The 17,853-nt window shown below is 69.4% G+C and carries 22 protein-coding genes; 13 read left to right on the top strand and 9 right to left on the bottom strand.

Annotated features, from left to right (window positions below):
• Positions 1–54 precede the first annotated feature (54 nt).
• Together BEI_RS02720 and BEI_RS02715 are read left to right on the top strand one after the other, a co-directional pair.
• Positions 55–711, top strand: coding sequence for a 5'-methylthioadenosine/S-adenosylhomocysteine nucleosidase (locus tag BEI_RS02720; RefSeq protein WP_097788064.1), 657 nt, complete (start codon positions 55–57; stop codon positions 709–711).
• 235 nt (positions 712–946) lie between these two features.
• The gene (locus BEI_RS02715; protein ID WP_097788063.1) at positions 947–1,942 is read left to right on the top strand and encodes an ion transporter; all 996 of its coding nucleotides are present in this window, start codon (positions 947–949) and stop codon (positions 1,940–1,942) included.
• Positions 1,943–1,978: 36 nt separating this feature from the next.
• On the opposite strand, the gene BEI_RS02710 is transcribed toward BEI_RS02715, so the two are convergent.
• Positions 1,979–2,686: an FMN-dependent NADH-azoreductase gene (locus BEI_RS02710; protein ID WP_097788062.1), complete on the bottom strand. Its 708-nt coding sequence runs from the start codon at positions 2,684–2,686 to the stop codon at positions 1,979–1,981.
• Between the two features lie 122 nt (positions 2,687–2,808).
• Between BEI_RS02710 and BEI_RS02705 the strand changes: the two genes are divergently transcribed.
• Together BEI_RS02705 and BEI_RS02700 are read left to right on the top strand one after the other, a co-directional pair.
• Complete coding sequence (locus BEI_RS02705; RefSeq protein WP_097788061.1) at positions 2,809–3,750, top strand: LysR substrate-binding domain-containing protein; 942 nt, start codon at positions 2,809–2,811, stop codon at positions 3,748–3,750.
• A gap of 116 nt (positions 3,751–3,866) precedes the next feature.
• Positions 3,867–4,154 (top strand): sll1863 family stress response protein, encoded by a 288-nt coding sequence (locus BEI_RS02700; protein ID WP_097788060.1) that lies wholly within the window; start codon positions 3,867–3,869, stop codon positions 4,152–4,154.
• A gap of 7 nt (positions 4,155–4,161) precedes the next feature.
• On the opposite strand, the gene BEI_RS02695 is transcribed toward BEI_RS02700, so the two are convergent.
• Entirely contained in the window at positions 4,162–4,731 is a 570-nt protein-coding gene (locus tag BEI_RS02695; protein WP_097788059.1) for a nucleoside deaminase, read from the bottom strand.
• Between the two features lie 109 nt (positions 4,732–4,840).
• On the opposite strand from BEI_RS02695, the gene BEI_RS02690 reads away from it, so the two are divergent.
• The gene (locus tag BEI_RS02690) at positions 4,841–5,380 is read left to right on the top strand and encodes a YgjV family protein (RefSeq protein WP_097788058.1); all 540 of its coding nucleotides are present in this window, start codon (positions 4,841–4,843) and stop codon (positions 5,378–5,380) included.
• A gap of 140 nt (positions 5,381–5,520) precedes the next feature.
• Here BEI_RS02690 and BEI_RS02685 read toward each other — a convergent pair whose 3' ends face one another.
• From BEI_RS02685 to BEI_RS02670, 4 genes are all read right to left on the bottom strand, one after another.
• Complete coding sequence (locus tag BEI_RS02685) at positions 5,521–6,903, bottom strand: MFS transporter (RefSeq protein ID WP_097788057.1); 1,383 nt, start codon at positions 6,901–6,903, stop codon at positions 5,521–5,523.
• A 183-nt stretch (positions 6,904–7,086) separates the two neighbouring features.
• Complete coding sequence (locus tag BEI_RS02680; RefSeq protein ID WP_097788056.1) at positions 7,087–8,370, bottom strand: MFS transporter; 1,284 nt, start codon at positions 8,368–8,370, stop codon at positions 7,087–7,089.
• 150 nt (positions 8,371–8,520) lie between these two features.
• Positions 8,521–8,679, bottom strand: coding sequence for a hypothetical protein (locus BEI_RS19110; protein WP_193765147.1), 159 nt, complete (start codon positions 8,677–8,679; stop codon positions 8,521–8,523).
• 84 nt (positions 8,680–8,763) lie between these two features.
• Complete coding sequence (locus BEI_RS02670) at positions 8,764–9,420, bottom strand: DUF2238 domain-containing protein (protein WP_227644549.1); 657 nt, start codon at positions 9,418–9,420, stop codon at positions 8,764–8,766.
• Positions 9,421–9,557: 137 nt separating this feature from the next.
• Between BEI_RS02670 and BEI_RS02665 the strand changes: the two genes are divergently transcribed.
• The 3 genes from BEI_RS02665 to bfr all read left to right on the top strand — a co-directional run bounded on the left by BEI_RS02665 (position 9,558) and on the right by bfr (position 11,766).
• A complete protein-coding gene (locus BEI_RS02665; RefSeq protein ID WP_097788054.1) occupies positions 9,558–10,325 on the top strand; it encodes a DUF1499 domain-containing protein in 768 nt (255 codons plus the stop codon).
• Between the two features lie 121 nt (positions 10,326–10,446).
• Positions 10,447–11,148 carry a glutathione S-transferase N-terminal domain-containing protein gene (locus tag BEI_RS02660; protein ID WP_097788053.1) on the top strand — a complete coding sequence of 234 codons (702 nt, stop codon included), beginning with the start codon at positions 10,447–10,449 and terminating at the stop codon, positions 11,146–11,148.
• Positions 11,149–11,298: 150 nt separating this feature from the next.
• Positions 11,299–11,766, top strand: coding sequence for a bacterioferritin (bfr, locus tag BEI_RS02655; RefSeq protein ID WP_097788052.1), 468 nt, complete (start codon positions 11,299–11,301; stop codon positions 11,764–11,766).
• A gap of 131 nt (positions 11,767–11,897) precedes the next feature.
• Here the strand turns inward: bfr and BEI_RS02650 are convergent, their stop codons facing one another.
• Positions 11,898–12,353 carry a hypothetical protein gene (locus BEI_RS02650; RefSeq protein ID WP_097788051.1) on the bottom strand — a complete coding sequence of 152 codons (456 nt, stop codon included), beginning with the start codon at positions 12,351–12,353 and terminating at the stop codon, positions 11,898–11,900.
• Between the two features lie 358 nt (positions 12,354–12,711).
• Between BEI_RS02650 and BEI_RS02645 the strand changes: the two genes are divergently transcribed.
• Complete coding sequence (locus tag BEI_RS02645; RefSeq protein ID WP_097788050.1) at positions 12,712–13,869, top strand: DcaP family trimeric outer membrane transporter; 1,158 nt, start codon at positions 12,712–12,714, stop codon at positions 13,867–13,869.
• 207 nt (positions 13,870–14,076) lie between these two features.
• Here the strand turns inward: BEI_RS02645 and BEI_RS02640 are convergent, their stop codons facing one another.
• Positions 14,077–14,430, bottom strand: a complete 354-nt coding sequence (locus BEI_RS02640; RefSeq protein WP_097788049.1) for a hypothetical protein — start codon at positions 14,428–14,430, stop codon at positions 14,077–14,079.
• Positions 14,431–14,717: 287 nt separating this feature from the next.
• Between BEI_RS02640 and BEI_RS02635 the strand changes: the two genes are divergently transcribed.
• A complete protein-coding gene (locus BEI_RS02635) occupies positions 14,718–15,521 on the top strand; it encodes an EAL domain-containing protein (protein ID WP_097788048.1) in 804 nt (267 codons plus the stop codon).
• Positions 15,512–16,393, top strand: coding sequence for a GGDEF domain-containing protein (locus BEI_RS02630; protein WP_097788047.1), 882 nt, complete (start codon positions 15,512–15,514; stop codon positions 16,391–16,393). Before BEI_RS02635 ends, BEI_RS02630 begins: the two co-directional genes overlap by 10 nt.
• Before the next feature lie 25 nt (positions 16,394–16,418).
• Here BEI_RS02630 and BEI_RS02625 read toward each other — a convergent pair whose 3' ends face one another.
• Positions 16,419–17,051, bottom strand: coding sequence for an SDR family oxidoreductase (locus tag BEI_RS02625; protein WP_097788046.1), 633 nt, complete (start codon positions 17,049–17,051; stop codon positions 16,419–16,421).
• A gap of 125 nt (positions 17,052–17,176) precedes the next feature.
• Between BEI_RS02625 and BEI_RS02620 the strand changes: the two genes are divergently transcribed.
• Entirely contained in the window at positions 17,177–17,392 is a 216-nt protein-coding gene (locus BEI_RS02620) for a DUF3820 family protein (protein WP_097788045.1), read from the top strand.
• Positions 17,393–17,410: 18 nt separating this feature from the next.
• Entirely contained in the window at positions 17,411–17,824 is a 414-nt protein-coding gene (gene arfB / locus BEI_RS02615) for an alternative ribosome rescue aminoacyl-tRNA hydrolase ArfB (RefSeq protein ID WP_097788044.1), read from the top strand.
• Positions 17,825–17,853: the final 29 nt, after the last annotated feature.

Below are 17,853 nucleotides of genomic sequence, written 5' to 3'. Positions count from 1 at the left end.
AACGCCCCTGCCCGCCATGATGGAGGCGTTCATGGACTGCGGGAGACTCTCGGAATGAACCAGACACCACGCGCGCCGGCGCCGCTGACGGAGTTGAGCGGTCGCTCCGTGCTGTTCGTGATGGCGGCCGACGCCGAATACGGCCCCCATCTCAGGGAGCGTTTCAGGCCCTTCATGACCGGCGTGGGGCCGGTGGAGGCGGCGGTGGAACTCACCGCCGCGTTGGGCGAGCTTGCGGCGCGCGGGCAACGGCCGGACCTGGTGGTGTCGCTGGGCTCGGCGGGCAGCCGGGCGCTGGAGCAGACCGAGGTCTATCAGGCGACCTCGGTTTCCTACCGCGACATGGACGCCTCGCCGCTGGGCTTCGAGAAAGGCGTCACGCCCTTCCTCGACCTGCCGCCCATCCTCCCCTTGCCGCTGCGCATTCCGGGGATCCGCGAGGCGACGCTGTCGACCGGCGCCGATATCGTCTCGGGCGCGGCTTACGACGCCATCGCCGCCGACATGGTGGACATGGAGAGCTACGCCTGCCTGCGCGCCTGCACGCGCTTCGACGTGCCTCTCGTGGTGCTGCGCGGCATCTCGGACGGCAAGGCGGAGCTGCACCACGTCGACGACTGGACGGAGTACCTCCACATCATCGACGAGAAGCTGGCCGCCGCCGTGGACCGCCTGGGCGAGGCGCTCGGAGAGGGCCTACTGAAGACCTGATGCGCGGGCCGGATCTGAAGATCGCTCCCAGGGCCCGAGGCCATCGCCTGTCTGGGTGCCGCCACCTTTCGCGATCTGAAGATCGCTCCCACAGGGCTCGAGGCCATCGCCTGTCTGGGTGCCGCCATCTTTCGCGATCTGAAGATCGCTCCCACGAAGAACACTTCCACCAACGCCGCGACGCTCTAGGCTGGGTGAGGAAGGGACCTTCCGGCACCGCATAAGGAGAGGAAAGATGCCCGCCACCCGCACGACCTCCCCCGCCCTGGAGCGGGCTCACCTGGTGTGGGACCTGCTGATCATCGTGCTGGTGATCGCCAACCTGGCCCTGCTGCTGTTCGACAGCCTCTTCCTGCTGCCGCCGCTGAACGCCGCCTTCGAGGCCGTGGCCCCCGGCCTGCACGCCGCCTACGACCGGCATATCCATGCGAACTTCCTCACCATCGACCTGGCGTTCGTGGCCGTCTTTCTGCTCGACGTGCTGCTGGGCTGGGCGGTGGCCATCGCCGAGCGGCACTACCACCGCTGGTTCTTCTACCCCTTCGTGCACTGGTACGACGTGCTCGGCTGCATCCCGGTGGGCGGCTTCCGGCTGCTGCGTATCCTGCGCGTCATCTCGCTGCTGCACCGCCTGCAGCGGCTGGGCCTGATCGACGTGCGCCGCTGGTACCTCTACTCCGTGGTCGCCAAGTACTACGACATCCTGCTGGAGGAGCTCACCGACCGCATCGCCATCCGCATGTTGGATAACGTGCAGCAGGAGATTCGCGCCGGCGACGGGCTCTCCGCCCCGGTGATGGAGCGGGTGGTGCGGCCGCGCAAGCAGGCGCTGATCCACGAGATCAGCCAGCGCCTGGAGGCCATGGCGGGCGACGCCTATGCCCACAACCGCGACGACACCCTGCGCTACGTGCGCGGCCTGGTCGGCCGCACCCTGGCGGAGAGTCCGGAAATCCGCCGGCTCGGGCGCCTGCCGCTGGGCGGCCCGCTGGCCCGGGGGCTCGAGGCCTCGCTCTCCGACCTGGCCTGCCGGCTGGTCGACGAGGCCCTGGAAGGCCTACGGTCGGCGGAGTTCTCCGCCCTGGTGGAGCACCTGGCCGACAGCGGCTTCGATGCCTGGCTGCGCACCGACACCCATACCGAGCAGATTACCGAGCAGGTGCTGGTGGACATGCTGGAACTGCTCAAGGAGCAGATCGCGGTCAAGGGCTGGCAGCACAGGTACGACTGAGCCCCGCCGGCGCCCGCCCTGGCGGCGGATCGTCCCTCAGGCCGTGACCGCCGGCTCGCAGCTGTCCTCTCGGAGCGCCTGCTGCAGCTCGTCGATCAGCGCCTCCACCCGGCGCTCCGCCGCCGCGAGGGAGGCGGCCAGGCGCTCCCCGCCTTCCTCCTGGTGCTCGATGGCCACCCGGTGGATGCGGGTGACGCCGATGAACTCGAGCGCCGTGGCCAGGCCGGGCTCCAGGTGGTTCATATGGGCCAGCTCGCCGCCGGGCTCGAAGCCGGCGCCGCCCCGCGAGGCCAGGATGATGGCGTGCCGGGGCTTGTCGGCCAGCCGGGGCGTGAAGGGATCGTCCGGCCGGCTCGGATCGAAGTCCACCGTGCGCCCCACGCGCACCACCTGGTCCACCCAGGCCTTGAGCGCCGCCGGCATGCCGAAGTTGTACAGCGGGGAACCGATCACCACGACATCGGCGGCCGCCAGTTCGTCGATCAGCCGATCGCTCTCGGCGAGCACCTCCGCCATCCAGGGTTCCTGGCCCTCGGGGGGCGTGAAGGCGGCCTGGATCCACCGCTGGTCGATGAACGACGGCGGGGTGCCGCCCACGTCGCGATGGGTCACGGTGGCTCCGGGCTGGCGGGCCTGCCAGCCGGTGACGAAGCGCTGGGTCAGGCGACGGCTGAGCGAGCCGTGCTCATCGATACCGGCGAGGCCGGGGCGGGCGCTGGCGTCGAGTTGCAGCAGATGGGTCATGTCGGGCTCCTTGTCTTGTGAGTTGAACTCACTCATCGTTGAGGGGTGACTCGAGCCTATGCCCTGCCATGAAGAGCCACAAACGATGAATTCTTGCCGACATAGCTGAGCTGAACTCACCCATGAGCCCTCGCCGACTCCCCTCGCTGTCTGCCCTGCGCGCCTTCGAGGCCGCCGCCCGCCACGAGAGCGCCAAGCGGGCGGCCGATGAGCTGTCCGTCACGGCCACGGCCATCAGCCATCACATCCGCGGGCTGGAGGAGGCCCTGCAGGTGGAACTCTTCGTGCGCCGACCCCGTCAGCTGGTGCTCACGCCCCAGGGACGGGAACTCTTCCAGACCCTGGAGGCGGCCTTCGACAGCATCGGCGAGACCCTGGAGCGGCTGAAGGCGCCGCCCGCCCGTCAGGCGGTCACGCTCTCCACCACCCCGGCGGTGGCCGTGCGCTGGCTACTGCCTTGGGTGTGCCTGCTGCGGGACACGCACCCGGACATCGACCTGCGCATCCATGCCGCCCACGAGCCGGTGGCGCTGGACGGCGTGACGGCGGACCTGGCGATCCGCTATGGCGACGGCCACTGGCCGGGGCTGGTGGCGGAGAAGCTCTTCGACAACACCTTCATCCCGGCCTGCAGCCCGCGCCTGGCCTTGAGCGATCCCGCCGAGCTGCCCGGCCATCCGCTGATCCACTTCCGCCCCCAGGGGGCCTCGGTGACGCCCCTCGACTGGGCCGGCTGGCAGAAGCGCGCCCGGGTGCCGGGGCTGGACGTGAGCGCCGGGCTGGTGTTCTCCGACGAGATCCACGCCGTCTCCGCCGCCATCGGCGGCCAGGGCGTGGCCCTGATGAGCCGCCCGCTGATCGCCGACGAGCTGGCGGAGGGGCGCCTGGTGCAGCCCTTCGGGCCGGTGCTGGAAGGCAAGCCGTTCTACCTGGTCTATCCGGAGCGCCGGCGGGACGATCCGACCATGCGGGCGATCCGCGACTGGGTACTGCGGGTACCGGGCGGGCTGTGCCCGCAGGGGGAGATCCCCCCTGACCCCGCAGGCTCCCGGGGGGCGCGATGACCAGGGCCTCGCCACCGCCCCGGCGCGATATGCCACCCTCCGCCGTCAACGCTCGTCGCCCCACGACCGGCTATCTTCAAGGTTCCCCCTAACCACAGACGGACAGGAGCTGCCCCATGAGCGACCGGAATGCCTACGAGCAGAAGCTGCGCGCCAAGCTGGATGAGCTGCAGGCCGAGGTGGACAAGCTGAAGGCGAAAGCCCGGGGGGCCGAGGCCGATGCGCGCATCGAGCAGGAGCAGGAGGTCGAGCGGCTCGAGGCGAAACGCGAGGCGATGCGCCAGAAGCTCGACGAGCTGCGCCATGCCAGCGACGACGCCTGGAGCGATGTCAAGGACGGAGCGGAGCGCGCCTGGCGATCCCTGAACGAGTCCCTCGAGAAGGCGCGCTCCCGCTTCAAGTAGCCCCCGATCAGCGGGTGGCGGCGAGCCCCTTCCAGTCTTCCCGATCCAGCTCGGGCTTCTCGGCGCGGAAACGGGCGTAGAGTTCGATGCCGCGCGCATCCTCGAGGATATCCACGCGCACGCCCCGGGCCTCGAGCATCGCCTCGGTGCCCGAGGCGTTGGTGACGTCGCCCACCACCACCCGATGGAAGCCGCGCATGGCGAGCAGGGTCGCGCAGATCTCGCAGGGGCTGAGCGAGGTGAAGAGCGTAGTGCGGCCGAAGTCGATGCGCCCAGCGTCGCGCAGGGCCGAGGTCTCGCCGTGGTGGTAGGGGTGATTCTCCTGCACCAGGGTATTGTGGCCCTTGCCGAGGATGCGCCGGCTGGCGTTGTCGACGATCACCGCCCCGATGGGGCAGCCGCCCTCGTCGTGGCTCTTCTGCGCCAGCCACACGGCGATGCGCATGAACTCGGCGTCGGAGAGCCGTTGGGCGAAGGCGTCGTCCATCAGCGCCGGCAGGCTGGCGGTGGGCATGTGGGCGATGGCGGCCAGCGCCGCCTCGGTCACCGGGGTGCCGGCATCGAGCAGTGTGTCCATGTCGCGTCCTGCGTGGTGGGGTCCTGCCAAGATGCGCGGCGGCGGCGGCTTGCGTCAACCGTCGCCGGAGCGGCTATGCTGGGCGCCCGCTCACTCGAAAGGAGGCCCGATGCTGGAGAGTCCCGCCGCCCTCGCCGGCCAGGTCGCCGGCCTGGCCGCCCTGCTGCTGTGCATCGCCGCCTTCGCCAGCAAGCGGGACGAGCGCCTGCTGGTGCTGCTGATCTCGGCCAACGTCGCCTTCGGCCTGCAGTTCCTGTTCCTGCAGAGCTGGACCGCGGCGGCGCTGACCGTGCTGGTAATCGCCCGCATCGCCCTGGCCCGCCGCTACCCGGGCAGCCAGGCGGTGATGGCCGGCGTGCTGGCGGCCAGCGGCGTGGCCGCGCTGGTCACCTGGCAGGGCTGGGCGGACCTGCCCGCGGTGGTGGCCATGGTGCTGGGCACCGTGGGCATGTTCCTGCTGCGCGGCATCCCCATGCGGGTGATGCTGGGGCTGGCGGCGGTGGCCTGGCTGCTCAGCCACCTGCTGGCGGGGGCCGTGGGCGGCTCGCTGGCCGAGGCGCTGGTGGTGATCACCAACGCCATCACCATCTGGCGCCTGCTACGGGCGAAGCGGCGCTACCCCGAGGCGTTCGAGCGCGCCGAGGCCTGAGACAGGCGCGCCCTGTCATCGTCTTATCGTTCCGACGGCCTGGCGTGGGTGACTCTGCCGCCCACGAAGCCGCCAGAACGGGACTGTTACTGGGCCCGGACCTGGGCCCTGTGAGTCGGTCATCGTCAGGCAAGGTGGCGTCAGTATGCCGCAGGGGGCGGGCCGTCCCGGACGTCGTCTTCCCGCCTGCCTGCGTCGGGCGACTCGGCCTCCGGCTCGCCATCGTCGGGCGTCTCGGCGGTCTCGCGCTCCTGGGTGGCATAGACGTCCTCGATGGCCGCGGAGCCCACCGAGGAGGTCTGGGCGGGAACGACGACGTAGTGCGACGGCTCCACCGAGGCGCGCTTGGCGAAGTAGCGCACGCAGCCCAACCCGAAGAGGCCGAAGGCTACCTGCACGACGGCCAGCCACCAGAAGAAGCCCGCGGCGCCGGCCTGGCTCATGACGGCGCCCACCGCCAGCGGCTCGATCACCGACCCCACGCCGAGCAGCAATACCAGGGAACTGCTGGCCCCGAGCATCTCCGCGGGTTCCAGGCAGTCGTTGGTGTGCGCCAGGTTCAGGGAATGCAGGGCGAAGGCCAGGCCGCCGAAGAGGCCGACGCTGCCCAGCATCCAGGGCGTGGTCCAGCCGGTGGCCTGGTCGGCCAGCAATGCCGAGGCCGCACCGGCGAAGGCCACGCCGATGATGACCAGGCGCCGGTCGACGCGATCCGAGAGCCGTCCCAGCGGCCACTGCAGCAGGGCGCCGCCACAGATCAGCGCGCCCATGAACAGGGCGATGCGCGACACCGAGAGGCCGGCGTCGTGGGCATAGACCGCGCCCATGCCCATGATGGTGCCGTTGATGAGGCCGGCGATGAACACGCCCCCGGCGCCGAAGGGCGAGACGCGGAACAGCCGCCTCACGGACATGCGCCGGGAAAGGCTGACCTCCGGCGCGGGCGTGGCACTCAGCAGCAGCGGCACCACCGCCACGGAGATCAGGATCGACGAGAGGATGAACAGGTCCGCCTGGGAGGGGTCGGCCAGGTTCAGCAGCAACTGGCCGCCGCCCTGGCCCAGGTACATGACCACCATGTAGACGGCCAGCAGCCGGCCCCGGGTGCGATTGGTGGCGCGATTGTTCAGCCAGCTCTCGGAGACCACGAAGATGCCGGCGAAGCACAGCCCGGTGACGAAGCGCATCAGCCCCCAGGCCAGCGGCACCACGAACAGCTCCTGGACCAGGATCGCCACCGAGGCCACGGCCGCCAGGGCGGCGAACACCCGCACGTAGCCCACCCGGCGCAGGGCATGGACGGTCCATACCGAGCCCAGCAGGAAACCGGTGAAGAAGGCCGCCATGATCAGGCCGATCACGACGCTGCCGAAGTCCTCCTGGGAGGCCCGCACGCCGAGCAGGCTGCCCTGCAGGCCGTTGCCCAGCATCAGCAGGGCCAGGCCGATGAACAGCGCGCCGGACGCCATGACCGTGGTCGTGAAGGGCTCGGGGACGGTCGCGCGATCCGGGGTAGCGCCCATGGCGGTGACTCCTGATGGCTGAAATCGGGACGCTCGATTGAATCCCCGGGCCGCCTCCCCGGTCAATCCGGCGGACGAGACCGGAGTGCCGCCGGGCCGGTGGACATGGCCCGGCGCAGGGTCAGGGGGCGGAGCGACCGGGATGCGCCTCGATCGCTCGATGATCGGGGACGGACACCGCCCTCAGGGGTGGACGGCCGGCTTCTCCGGCTCGTCCTCGGCGGGCTCCTCCAGCGGCTCGCCCTCCTCGTTCTGGAGCTGGTGATCGTACGCCGCCTGGAGGCCGGCCTCCTCTTCCTCGTCCTCCTCGGCCTGGGCGATGTGGCCCGGATAGAAGGGCGACAGGATGGCCATCAGGATGCCGAGCGCGGCGAACATGGCGAAGGCGTCGGCGTAGCCGAGGGCATTCACCAGCCCCCCGACCACGGGCGAGCCGCTCGCCTGCCCCAGCGATACCGCCATGAAGGGCAGCACCGGCCCCATCGACAGCCGGCCCGGCAACAACCGGATGCCGGTCATCAGGTAGAGCCCCGTCAGGCTCATGTAGGCCAGGCCGAAGACCAGCGCGGAGAAGGCCGCCAGCAACGACTGGCCGGGGCTGGCCGCCAGCAGCGCCAGGCTCGCGGCCAGCATCATCAGCATCAGGGCCTGGGTGATGGGGGGGTTGTTGCGATCGGCCAGATCGGCCACCACGGCACCGCCGAGGCCGGCGATGCCCACCGCGAGCCATAGCCAGCCGGTGGCGCCGGAGGGCAGGCCGCCGAGGGTGACCACCAGGTCGGGCGCGAAGATCCAGTACGCCGAGGAGACGAAGCCCATCACGAAGGCGAACAGCGAGAGCCTGACGAGGCGCGACCAGGGCAGTTCGCTGATCGGGGGCGGCGGCGCGGCGTTCCCCGGCGTGATCCGCGAGACCGAAGGCAGGAAGATCCAGGCGGCGATCACGCCGAGCCCCGCCAGGACGGCGAAGGAGAGGTAGGCGAAACGCCAGGCCCCGGCCAGGAACAGCACCGTCGGCACCGCCACGATCACGCCGATGCTGGTCCCCGCGTTCATGACCGAGCTGACGCGCCCGTGCATCGAGCGTTTCACCAGCGCCTGCATGGCGGCCGTGAGTGCCGGCATCATCAGGCCGGTGCAGATGCCGCACGCGAACACCCCCACGCCCAGCATCAGGGCGTCGGTCGCCTGGCTGATCAGCGCCAGGCCGCCGAGGCCGAAGGCCCCGGAGAGCACCGCCGTGTTACGGGCGCCGAGATGATCGGTGGTGAACGGCGCGATCGCCGTGGCCAGCAGGAAGCTGATCAGCGGCAGCGCGCCGATGATGCCGATCACGTAGGGCGTGAGTCCCAGCTCGTCGCGGATGGGAGGCACGAAGAGCCCGAAGGCGAAGCGCGCGAGCCCGTAACTGATCGCGACCAGCGCCGCCCCGAAGATCGCGAACCCCGTGCTCGATAGCGTCTTCATTCTGCCTCCCTCACGTCCTGGATTCATGGAATGGTTGCCGCCCCGTGGCGCGGCAGGCAAGGGTTGGGGAGCCGGCGGCTCCCTGCCCGGCAACTGCCGCCCGCCATGGGACCACCCAGGGTCGGGCGACACAAGCCTTCACGGGGCGGGCTAGTCCCTGCGGGACAGCACGGCCGCGATGATCAAGCCGATGCCGATACCGACAATCAGCGAGCCGACGAAGGCCAGGGCGGAATAACGCAAGAGCATCAGGCCGACCCCCAGCCCCAGCAGGGTACCGCCCCCCACCGCCCAGCCACGCGGATCCATCTTCCCTCGCGTCCCGGTCATTGCCCGCCCCCTCTCAGTTTGCCTCATCTCATGGGCCGGATGCCGGCCGCCGGACAAGGGGCGTCATCCCGCCCCGCTCGTCAACCGGCGGATCTGGCGATCGTGGACCCTGGACAGCGAGGCCAGGGCGGCGATCGCGCCGACCAGCGCCAGGGCCATGTCCGATTGCGTATCCCACACGTAGCCTTGCGTGCCCAGGAAGGCGTCGGCGGCCTCCTCGGACACCAGCGCCACCCACCACTCGATCAGCTCGTAGAAGGCGCTGAAGGCCAGCACCAGCGATACCACGAAGAGCCGGCGCCACCACCGCCCGTTGACCGCGCGGGTCCGGATCAACACTTCCCGGGCGATCAACGCCGGCACGAAGCCCTGGAACAGATGGCCAACCTTGTCGTAGTTGTTTCGCTCGGCGCCCAGCCAGCCGTCGAAGAAGGGCACTTCCGCGTAGGTGTAGTGGCCTCCGACCATCAACACGATGCAGTGCAGCAGGATCAGCCCATACACCAGGGGCGTCAGCCGGAAGCTCCGATAGGTACCCAACAGCACCACCGCACCGGCGATGGCCGGAGACACCTCCAGGGCCCAGGTGGCCCGATCCTTGGGCTCGATGCCCGACCAGACCAGCACGATGACGAAGACGCCCGCCCATAGGTACTTGATGGGATTCACCTCGCTACGCGTCGCGTCGCAGTCGCCCGCCTCCCGGCGTTGGCGCGCCATGGCTTCAGGCTACGCCATCCCCCGGCTCCGCGCCGCAAGAGACATGTTCCCGGGCGGCGTCGCCCGGGTCCGATATCGGCAGGCGGCCATGGTGGCACTATGCTGTGGGGTCATGCAGGCCGAAGGAGGAAGGCACCATGGCATCCCTGTCGTTCAAGCCCCGGCCGCGGGGCGGCCGGTGGCCCGTGGCGCTGGCCTGGCTCTCCGTGCTGCTGCTGGGGGTGGCGGCGGCGCTGATCGGCGGCGCCGGGCCGGCCTATCGGATGGAGTGGCTGTCGCTGGGCGAGTCCTTCTCGCTGCTGCGCCGCGGGGCCCAGCTCGCCGCGGGGGCGGGCGCCCTCGGCGGGCTGACCTTCCTGGTCGCCGGGTTCTGTCGGCGCTGGAAGCCGACCCTGGTCAGCGTGCTGGTCGTGGCGGCGGTGGTGGGCATGGTCGCGGTGCCCTGGCAGCACATGCAGCGCGGCCAGCGCGTGCCGCCGATCCACGACATCACCACCGACCTCGCCGACCCGCCGGCCTTCGAGGCCCTGGCGGAGGCCCGCCGGGCCGCGCCCAACGAGGTCGACTATCCGCCGGGGTTCGCCGCCCAGCAGCGCGCCGCCTACCCGATGCTCGAACCGCTGGTGCTCGACCGCCCGCTCGCCGAGGTCCGCGCCGCCGTCGAGGCCACGGCCCGGGCGCAGGGCTGGGAGATCGCCGCAGTCACCGAGCGGCGCCTGGAGGCGGTGGCCACCACCCGCTGGTTCGGCTTCCGGGACGACGTGGTGATCCGCCTGACGGAGACCGACGCCGGCGTGGAGGTGGACGTGCGCTCGGCCTCGCGAATCGGCCGCAGCGACCTGGGCACCAATGCGGCACGCATCCAGGGCTATCTGGAGGCGCTGGAGAGCCGCCTCGGGTCGTGACCCCTGGGCCAGCAGCGGTTCGCCACCGAATGATGCCCAGGCTATGATCGGAGGCCCGACTGCCGATCTCCGACCGGCGCCGTCATCCCCTGGCCGGGCCGTCCCGCATACGAGGCTTCCCATGAACGACCTGAGCGCCTTTCCCATCACCGGCAAGTGGCCGGCCCGCCATCCCGACCGCCTCCAGCTCTACTCGCTGCCCACCCCCAACGGGGTGAAGGTCTCGATCATGCTGGAAGAGATCGGCCTGCCCTACGAGGCGCACCGGGTCAGCTTCGAGGACGGCGACCAGCGCTCGCCCGAGTTCCTGTCGTTGAACCCCAACAACAAGATTCCGGCGATACTCGATCCGGACGGGCCGGAGGGGGAGCCGCTGCCGTTGTTCGAGTCGGGGGCCATCCTGGTCTACCTCGCCGAGAAGACCGGCCGACTGCTGGCGAGTGCCGGCCAGGAGCGCTACCAGGCCCTGCAATGGCTGATGTTCCAGAAGGGCGGCATCGGCCCGATGTTCGGCCAGGTCGGCTTCTTCAACCGCTTCGCCGGCCGGGAGATCGAGGACAAGCGGCCCCGGGATCGCTACGTGGGCGAGTCGCGCCGCCTGCTGGGCGTGCTGGACGCTCACCTGGAGAACCGTGACTGGCTGCTGGGCAAGACCTACTCCATCGCCGATATCGCCACCTGGCCCTGGGTGCGCAACCTGATCGGCTTCTACGAGGCCGGTGAGCTGGTGGGCATCGACGACTTCCCGCACGTCCAACGGGTGCTCGCCGCCTTCCTCGAGCGTCCGGCCGTGCAGCGCGGCCTGGTGGTGCCGTCGCCGTGAGCCCGGCCTCGCCTGGCCGCCGCCCGGAAACGGAATGCGAATCGCACGCGAAGATGGTTTCAACCAGATGAATTTAAAGGAAAAATTGACCCTCTACGAAGTTCTGCCTAGGATGCCCTCCTGACACCCCCGGCGCCAGGAAGGATCCCCATGAAAGGCAACCCAGACATCATCGACGCCCTGAACGGCCTGCTCGCCGCCGAGCTCGCCGCCATGGACCAGTACTTCATCCATGCCGAGATGTACGCCGACATGGGCCTGTCCAAGCTCCACGAGCGCATCGCCCACGAGTTCGACGACGAGAAGGGCCACGCCAAGCAGCTGATCGAGCGGATCCTCTTCCTGGAAGGCCAGCCGGACATGCACACCCGCACCCCCGTGCGCATCGGCCAGGACGTGGAGGAGATGCTCGGCAACGACCTGCAGCTGGAATACGAAGTGGGCGACGCCCTGAAGGCCGCCATCGCCCTGTGCGAACGGGAGCGCGACTTCCAGACCCGCGCCGTGCTCCAGCAGCTGCTCACCGACACCGAGCAGGATCACGCCTACTGGCTGGAGCAGCAGCTGCGGCTGATCAAGCTGGTGGGACGCGAGAACTACCTGGCCAAGCAGATGTAGGTCCCTCGCGGGCTCACCCTCGCCAGGGACGCACGCTTCCTTTGCCAAGACGCCTGGCGGCCTTCTGCCGCCTGGCGTCTTGGCTTGCGCGGACGGCAAGGACGTCGGGTTATGGTGGGTAGCGGCGGGGCTCAGTCCGCGAAGGTCGCACACACCGGCGCCTGATGTTCGGCTCGGTGCTCGACGTGCAGCGTGACGGCCTCGGTGATGGCGTTCAGCGCCTCGCGCCACTGATGGTCGATGTTGACCGGATCGCAGACGCCCTCGCTGCCGCCGCCGAAGTTGGAATCGATCCAGTAATGGATGTCGTAGAGATGCCCTTCCTGCAGCACGCCGGGAAAGGTGAACGCGAAGGCCTGAGGTTCTTCCTTGGCCACCTGTCCGGACTGGCTGGCGACCACCTCCCCGGCCGTCACGTCATACACCGCGACCTGGATCGTCTGGCCGCCATGGGGCGCGTTGAAGCTGCCGGCCCCGGTGAAGGTGAGATCGTGGCCACCTTCGGCCAGCGAAGGGGGCGCGAAGACCAGCAGCGGCAGGGCGACCAGCGCGTCCGGGATCGGCGAGCGGCTCTGACACATGGGCATGGCGTCTCTCCTTCCGAGTCGTCGGGCGCATATCATCCGATGCCTCAGCCAGCTTAGCAGTCCCGCGCCCTCTCCGACCTCCATAACGGTCGAGCACGCTCACAGGCCACGTCATCCGGTGGCCGGACCCGCCTGATATCGAGCCTCGAGCGCGGGTCGCCCCTCCTCTACCCCCTCGCTCCGGCTGAGCCGATGACTCCATCTTTTGTCGCAAATTGGGTCATTACGTTTGTCATCTCACGTCGGCGCGTCTAGCTTCTGACGTTGACGTAAACGTCATGCAGCAAGCCAGACACAACGTCGCCATCACCATGCCATGCCCCATGCGGGGCAGAGAAAACAACACAAGGAATCGCAAGTGACCCAGTACAACAAGATCAAACGTTTCGCTCTGTCTTCCACCGGTGCCCTGGCCCTGGCCGTGGCCGGCGCTTCCCACGCCGTCGACCTCTCGCCGATCAACGGCGTCACCGTCTCGATCGGTGGCTACACCAAGCTCGACATGATCTACAACGTCAACGAAGACCTCGGCGACGCCATGAACATCAGCTCGGTGAACACCGGCGACGCGGAGGACGACGAGGTCGAGGGCAGCACCCGCTTCCACGCCCGCCAGACCCGCTTCTGGCTCAATACCTCCAGCGAGGTCCAGGGCAGCGAGCTCAAGACCCGCGTCGAGGCCGATTTCTTCTCCGGCAACCCCGACTCGGGCTTCAACGAGGTCGTCAGCAACTCCACCCAGCTGCGCCTCCGCCATGCCTATGGGTCCTGGAACGGCATCCTCGCCGGCCAGACCTGGTCGAACTTCATGCCGCTGGTCGCCCTGCCGCCGACCCTGGACTTCAACGGCCCGGCCGGCTACATCTTCAACCGCCAGGCGCAACTGCGCTACACCACCGGCGGCTTCTCCATCGCCCTGGAGAACCCCGAGTCCGCCCTCGCTGGCACCAGCGACGACAATGACCCGCTGCCCGACCTCACGGCCAAGTACCAGGGCAGCGCCGGCTCCATCTCGTACTCCCTCTCGGGGGTGATGACCCAGCTCGAGACCGACGACGGCACCAATGACGATTCCGCGACCGGCTATGGGGTGATGCTCGCGGCTTCCGCCAAGCTCGGCGGCGCGAGGATCGGCGGCAACCTCGGCTACAACGACGGTGCCAACCGCTATATCTTCAACTCCTCGGCGCCCTTCCAGAACGGCTATGTCGACGCCGGGGGCGAGATCGAGACCGTCTCCCAGATGGACGCCATGGGATTCGTGGACATGCCGCTCTCCGCCAAGCTCAATGGCCTGCTGGCCGTGGGCTACAGCGGGGGCGACGCCGATGACGAGGCGGCCGCCCAGGCCGCGGGCTTCAAGGACAGCACCATGAGCGTGCATGCCAACCTGCGCTACCAGGCGACCGACCGCATCATGTACGGCGTGGAGTTCCAGCATGCCCGCGTCGACGAGTACGACGGCACCGACGGCGACGCCAACCGCGTGCAGGTCAGCGCCCAGTACACGTTCTGAGCCAGCGAGGCGAGCGACCCTCGCCTTTCACGCGCATTGCGACAGCACCGAAAAGACGATGCTTCGACTCTCGATCCTTGCCCCGGCCTACGGCCGGGGCGTTTTTTTAGGCGGGCAGCCCCCAGGCAGCGCAGCGCGAGGTCGTGCTCGGCGATCAGCACGCCCCGTGAAGCGGCGGGAGCGGGCATGGCGGGGAAAGCGGCCGGGCTAGCGTCGCGCCTCGAGCACCCGGCGAACTTCCGCCCGCCAGGCCTCGGCGTGGGTCGCCGGGTCGGCCGGGAAGCGGCCCAGCGCGACGGCCAGCTCGAAGAAGCCTTCCCGCGGCAGGCCCTCGCCCTGCCGGCTGACCACCAGGGCGGCGATGAAGGGCCTCCCGTCGGCGGCGTCCTCGCGCATCAGGGCTTCCAGTGCCTCGGCCACCCGCCGGATGGTGCGTGGCGGCGTGAGCCCCAGCGCCTCGGCCAACTGCTGGTAGGTCATCGGCAGCACGGCCTCGGGGGCGCGCTCGAGGAGCGCGCGAGCCTGGGCCGCCAGGTGAGCATCTTGTGGGGTCTGGGCCATGGGGCGAGTCCGACAGCGAAGCATCAGGGATGCCGTATCCTGTCCCGTCGTCGGGAAAAAGACCAGAGCCCCGGCGCATCGGGGGCGAACGCGCTTTTCGTGGCCCTGCCGCTTTCCCTTCCCCTCGGCATCCCGGAGAATGGGCAGCCGGGAGAATCGGCCCGAACACTTGTACAAAAGCAGTACATGCTCAACACTAAATATAACGAAAAACGGATCCAGGTCGTCATCCCGCCACGAGCGTCATTCGAGCCGGGGGGGAGGGCCGCCAACGACGGGGAACCCTTATGGGACATTGCGCACGGGTCGCGGGACACTGCAAGCGCTGCGAAGGCGAGCTGCCCTTCGACATCCTGATGGCCTTCCAGCCCATCATCGACGTGGGGCGTCGACGCATCCATGCCTACGAGGCCCTGGTTCGCGGCCCCCACGGCGAACCGGCCGGCCAGGTGCTGGAACAGGTCACCGACACGCTGCTCTATCGCTTCGACCAGGCCTGCCGGGTCCAGGCCATCGAGCAGGCCAGCCGACTCGGCATGCCGGTACCGCTCTCCATCAACTTCCTGCCCAACGCGGTCTACGAGCCCGAAGCCTGCCTGCAGGCGACCCTCGAGGTCTCGCAGCGTGTGGGGTGGCCGCTGGAGCGGCTGATCTTCGAGATCGTCGAGACCGAGCGAGTCCAGGACCGTCGTCACCTGAGGGACATCATCGCCGCCTATCGCCGCATGGGCTTTCGGGTCGCGCTGGACGACTTCGGCACCGGCCATGCCAACCTGGACGTCCTGGCCGACCTCTATCCGGACAAGCTCAAGCTGGATCGCCAGCTGGTGGGCGGCTGCCATGAAGACGGCCGCCGGCAGGCGATGATCCAGGCCATCGTCGCGATGGCCGACCGCCTCGACGTGACCCTGATCGCCGAAGGCGTGGAGGAGGCCGAGGAGGCCCGGTGGCTCTTCGAAGCGGGCATCTCGCTCCAGCAGGGCTACTACTTCGCCCGACCGGCCCTGGACGCCCTGGCCGACGACCCGAGCGAGCGTATCGAGGCCCTGTTCGGCCCGCGCCCCCGGCAGAGGATGGCCGTATGCCGCTGAACCTGACGCATCCCGACAACATTCCCCGGCTGATCCGCGCCGCCCCCCTCGGCATCTGCATCACCGATGCCGAGGGGCTCTTCGAGATGGTCAATCCCGCCTACTGCGACTTCTACGGCTACCGCGAGGAGGAGCTGATCGGCCGGCACTTCACCATGCTGGTGCCGGAGGCCGACCGAGCCAGGCTCGGCGAGCTGCATGAGCGGTTCATTCGGGGCCAGGCCGACCAGGAGATCCGCCAGGAGTGGGAGGTGGTGCGCAAGGATGGGGAGCGGCGCAGCATCATCGCCGAGGCGGCGCGCATCGTCGACGAACGAGGCGAGGTGAAGCAGGCCACCTTCGTCACCGACATCACCGAGCGCAAGCGGCTGGAGCGACGACTCGAGTTCCTGGCCCGGCATGACGAGCTCACCGGACTGCTCAACCGCCGCGCCGGCCTGGCCCGGCTGGACGAGGAGATCGCCCGCACCCACCGGCACGACATCCCCCTGTGCGTGGCGATCTGCGACCTCGACCATTTCAAGCAGATCAACGACCGCCATGGTCATGGGGTCGGGGACGAGGCGCTCGCGGCGGTGGCCGAGGTGATGCAATCCGAGCTGCGCCGCTACGACGTCCTGGCCCGCCTGGGAGGCGAGGAGTTCCTGGTGATCCTGCCCGGAGCGACGTTAAGCGAGGCCGAGCGGAGCATCGAGCGACTGAGACGCCGGCTGGTCGAGACACGGCTGGCGAGCCCGGGCCTGAGCCTGACGCTCTCCGCCGGCCTCGCCGCCCTGAAGGAAGGCGATGCCGGCGACGCCCTGCTGGAGCGCGCCGACCGGGCCCTCTACCGAGCCAAGCGCGAGGGGCGTAACCGGGTCACGCCCGCCTGAGCCGACCGCAATGCCCCCGGTCGGCTCAGGCGAGGGCCTCGCCGATCGGGCGCTCGCCGTCGAGCAGGCGGAACTCCCGCCCCACCAGGTCCCGAGCCTGGACCAGGTGCAACAGCGCCTGGGCCACATTGGCCCGGGAGACGGTGTTCTCTCCGCCGGTCTCCTCCAGCGAGGCGGCCACCCGCCCCGTGGCGGGCTCGTCGGTGAGCCGCCCGGGCTTGAGGATCACCCAGGGCACCGTCGACGCCTTGAGGTAGACGTCGGCGGCCAGCTTGGCGGCCATGTAGGGGCGCAGCTTCTCGGGGGCCGCCTGGGGATCCTCGGCACGCAGGGCGCTGACCATGACGAAACGCCCGATGCCTCGCGCCGCGGCCAGGTCCACGGCGCGCATGGCGCCGTAGAGGTCGATCAGCAGGGTCTTGTCGGCCCCGGTGTGCGGCCCGGAGCCGGCGGTGAACAGCACCTCGTCGCAGCCCTCGAAGGCCGGGGAGAAGTCGCCCTCCAGGTCGGCCACCACGGTGGCGATGCCACGCTGCTCGAACCAGGGCGCCTGGGCCGCGTCGCGGATCATCGCCTTGATCGGAACGCCGGCCTGCTGGGCCAGCTCGCAGAACTGTCGGCCGATCTGGCCGTTGGCGCCGATCACCAGGGTCGTCATGGGGCTCTCCTGCCGTCGTGTGGTCGAAGGGAATGATTCGCGCCCAGACTAACACGGCCACCCTGGCCGGCGGCGAGCCGGTGCCGTAAGCTGCGTCCCCATCCCCCGCGACGAGGAGCACGCCCGTGAACCCGGAAGACCTGGAGCGACTGGTCACCCTGCGCATGCCCTTCGGCAAGTACGAGGGCACCCTGATCGCCGACCTGCCCGGCCCCTACCTCGCCTGGTTCGCCCGGGAGGGCTTCCCGGACGGGCAGATCGGACGGCTGCTGGCGCTGATGCACGAGATCGACCACAACGGGCTCGGCGGGCTGCTCGATCCCCTGCGGCAACGCCCCTGAGCCATCGACGAGGTTGTCATGCTGCGTATCTCCAATAGCGTCGAGATCCCCGAGCGGGAGATCGAGATCAGCCAGATCCGCGCCCAGGGCGCGGGTGGGCAGAACGTCAACAAGGTCGCCTCGGCCGTGCACCTGCGCTTCGACATTCCGGCCTCCAGCCTGCCGGAGTTCTACAAGGAACGCCTGATGGCGCTATCCGACCGGCGCATCAGCAAGGAGGGGGTGGTGGTCATCAAGGCGCAGGAGCACCGCACCCTGGAGCTGAACAAGGAGGAGGCGCTGCAGCGGCTTCGCGAACTGATCCGCCAGGCCATCCAGCAGCGCAAGGCCCGCAAGCCGACCAGGCCCACCAAGGGCTCCCAGCGCCGCCGGGTCGACAGGAAGGTCAAGAAGGGCAAGACCAAGGCGCTGCGAGGCAAGGTCAAGCTCTGACGCCTCCGGTCGGTCCCACGGGTGTCGAG

The organism is Halomonas beimenensis (assembly GCF_002549795.1).
In the GTDB taxonomy this organism is placed as follows: Bacteria; Pseudomonadota; Gammaproteobacteria; order Pseudomonadales; family Halomonadaceae; genus Halomonas; species Halomonas beimenensis.
The sequence above is the reverse complement of the archived record's forward strand: the minus strand, read 5'-3'. Positions and strand labels throughout refer to the sequence as shown.